The following is a 2,211-nucleotide window of genomic DNA, read 5'->3' on the forward strand; positions in this document are numbered from 1 at the left end:
ATCGGCGCCGACTTGATCCTGCTTTTCATGGCCGGCGCCGGCGCAGTCGGGTCTTTTACAGGCTCGACGACTGGAGTGGGCACCTCTACCTCGACAGCCACGCCCTTACTGATGTGAGCCAACGCCAGGCGCGTGCCGCGTGCCGTATCCACGGTGTCGTACTCCTGGCCAGCTGCAAGCCCGATCACGGTCACGCCGTCGAGCGAGCCCTGTATGGACTGTATCATTTTGATTTTCATACTGGTACTTCCTATGACGAGAATCTCTCGACCGTAAATTCGAGCTCGCGGCCGCCCAGGATCGAGGCCGGGCCGCCGGTAATGGATAGCGTGCGCCGGCGCTTGGTCAGCTCGACAATGCGCATATCCGAGGTGATGCCATCCCGGTACCGGATCCAGACCGTCGCGGTATCACTCGCTAGGCGCAGGCCGCCTTGCGTTGCGTCGGTCTTGCCCGGCTTCGTATCTTCGATCTTCGCGCCGACCTCGGCCACCAGCGTCCAATCGCCTGCCGGCTTGCCAGTATCCGGGTCTATTTCGGGCGGGGCCTCGATGCGGATGCGGTCACGGAATTTCAGGGCGCTCATGCGTATCCCTTGCAAGCGTCCAGCAGACGATCGATGAACGCCGACTGCACGGTATCGCGCTCGGTACGCGTGACCGGATCGAATTGCTCGACTAGCTTGGCCAGGATGTACAGCTTGACGTTGTCAGGCGTCGACACCGGCGTCGTGCCATAGCCGCACTGCACATCGATGGTCACGACGTCGGTATCATCCAGCGTCGCCGGCCAGCGCGCGCGGCGGCTCGGCACCAGCAAAGTCTGGTAGCGGGAAGCGCGGATACGATAGTCGCCCGCGCCCAGCAGCTTCTCGGCGCCATCCGGATCTATGTATTTCACCGAAACGATACCGATCACCGGGTGCGGCAAGACAATCTCAGGCGCGAAAGCGTCCAGCGTCACGCGCCAGGTCTGCGCCATCAGGCATTGCCCTATCTCTTGCTCGAGCTGAGATATCACGCCTCGCGCCCAGCCGGTGACCACATCATCCATGTAGTCGCCGTCGATGACCATGTTCTTCTTGATCAGCGCCAGCTCGACCGCGAGCTCGGTGGGCGGTGTAATCCGGATAGCCACTAGGCGGCAGCGGCAGTGGTGGCGGCCTTGCCTTTGCCGCCGGTCGGCGCCGGCGCGGCTGGCTTGGCCGCTTCAAACGCGGCACGGTCCGTCGCCAGTTGTACGGCGGCATCAACCAGGCGCTTGTCTTCGACCGCATGGGCGGCGGCCAGCTGCTGCAGGCGCTCGGCTTCTACCTGGTTGGCGAGGGCCTGCTGGTCCAGGCGCTCGGCCCGCTCTTGCAACTCGCTCTCGCGGTTCGCCAGCGCATCGCGCATGCCCAGCAGTTCTTCCTTGGTCGGCTCGCGCACCAGGACGGGATCTTCCCAGTCGGACGGATCGGCCCAGCCTTCATCCAACGCAACGCGGATGAGGTCGACATCGTCAGACTCGATACGCTGACCTTGTACATATTGGCGCACGTCCGAGCCGCCGTGGGCCCAGGCAAAATCTTTTTTGGCAATCAGTTTCAAAGCATTCTCCTTGAAGGGAGGCCACCGGGCCTCCCATGCGTTATCAGGACGCGGCGATTTTCAGAAGCTTGATCGCCTGGGTGTTGCGCAGCTTGCCGCCCACGCGGCGACGCACGTAAAACTTGATGAAGCCCGGCGTGGTGATTTCGTCACGGGTGATGCGCATGCCCACCTTGTCGCAGATCAGGTAGCCTTCCTTGAAGTCGCCGAATGCCAGCGGGAAGGCATTGGCGGCCACGGCTGGCATGTCTTCTGCCTCGGTGATGCCGAAGCCCAGGAAGGTCGCGGGCTGGCCAGCGGTAAGCGCTGGCTGCCACAGGTATTGGCCATTGTCGTCCTTGTACTTGCGCAGGCCGGCCAGCACGGCTTTCGAGGTCAGCCACTGCGCGTTATTGCGGTAGCGTGCGCGCACGCCATACACCATGTCCAGGAAGACATCCTGATTGGTTGGCAGTCCGGCTGCCTGGCCGGAAGCGAAATACTGCAGCGTGCCGAACGCGCGTGCGCCGTCGCCCGTCGCCACCGGCGTCGGCCCGCCCAGGATGCCGGTCGGCTTCTTGACGCCGTTGCCCGAAATGAACGCTGCACCTTCGCCGCCGGACATCGATTCACTGGCCGACTC

The 2,211-nt window shown here is 63.4% G+C and carries 5 protein-coding genes; all 5 read right to left on the reverse strand.

Annotation, left to right across the window (positions count from 1 at the left end; genetic code table 11):
* The coding region (locus tag AC07VL_RS27950; RefSeq protein ID WP_494808742.1) for a hypothetical protein at positions 1 to 239 on the reverse strand (239 nt) is incomplete at its 3' end.
* 11 nt (positions 240 to 250) lie between these two features.
* Entirely contained in the window at positions 251 to 586 is a 336-nt protein-coding gene (locus AC07VL_RS27955; RefSeq protein ID WP_494808743.1) for a phage head completion protein, read from the reverse strand.
* The gene (locus AC07VL_RS27960) at positions 583 to 1,137 is read right to left on the reverse strand and encodes a head-tail connector protein (RefSeq protein WP_494808744.1); all 555 of its coding nucleotides are present in this window, start codon (positions 1,135 to 1,137) and stop codon (positions 583 to 585) included. Before AC07VL_RS27960 ends, AC07VL_RS27955 begins: the two co-directional genes overlap by 4 nt.
* Entirely contained in the window at positions 1,137 to 1,589 is a 453-nt protein-coding gene (locus tag AC07VL_RS27965) for a hypothetical protein (RefSeq protein WP_494808745.1), read from the reverse strand. Before AC07VL_RS27965 ends, AC07VL_RS27960 begins: the two co-directional genes overlap by 1 nt.
* A 43-nt stretch (positions 1,590 to 1,632) precedes the next feature.
* A partial coding sequence (locus AC07VL_RS27970; protein WP_494808746.1) for a phage major capsid protein occupies positions 1,633 to 2,211 on the reverse strand: 579 nt, incomplete at its 5' end.

This window comes from Janthinobacterium sp. GW821-FHT03C08 (genome assembly GCF_059420905.1).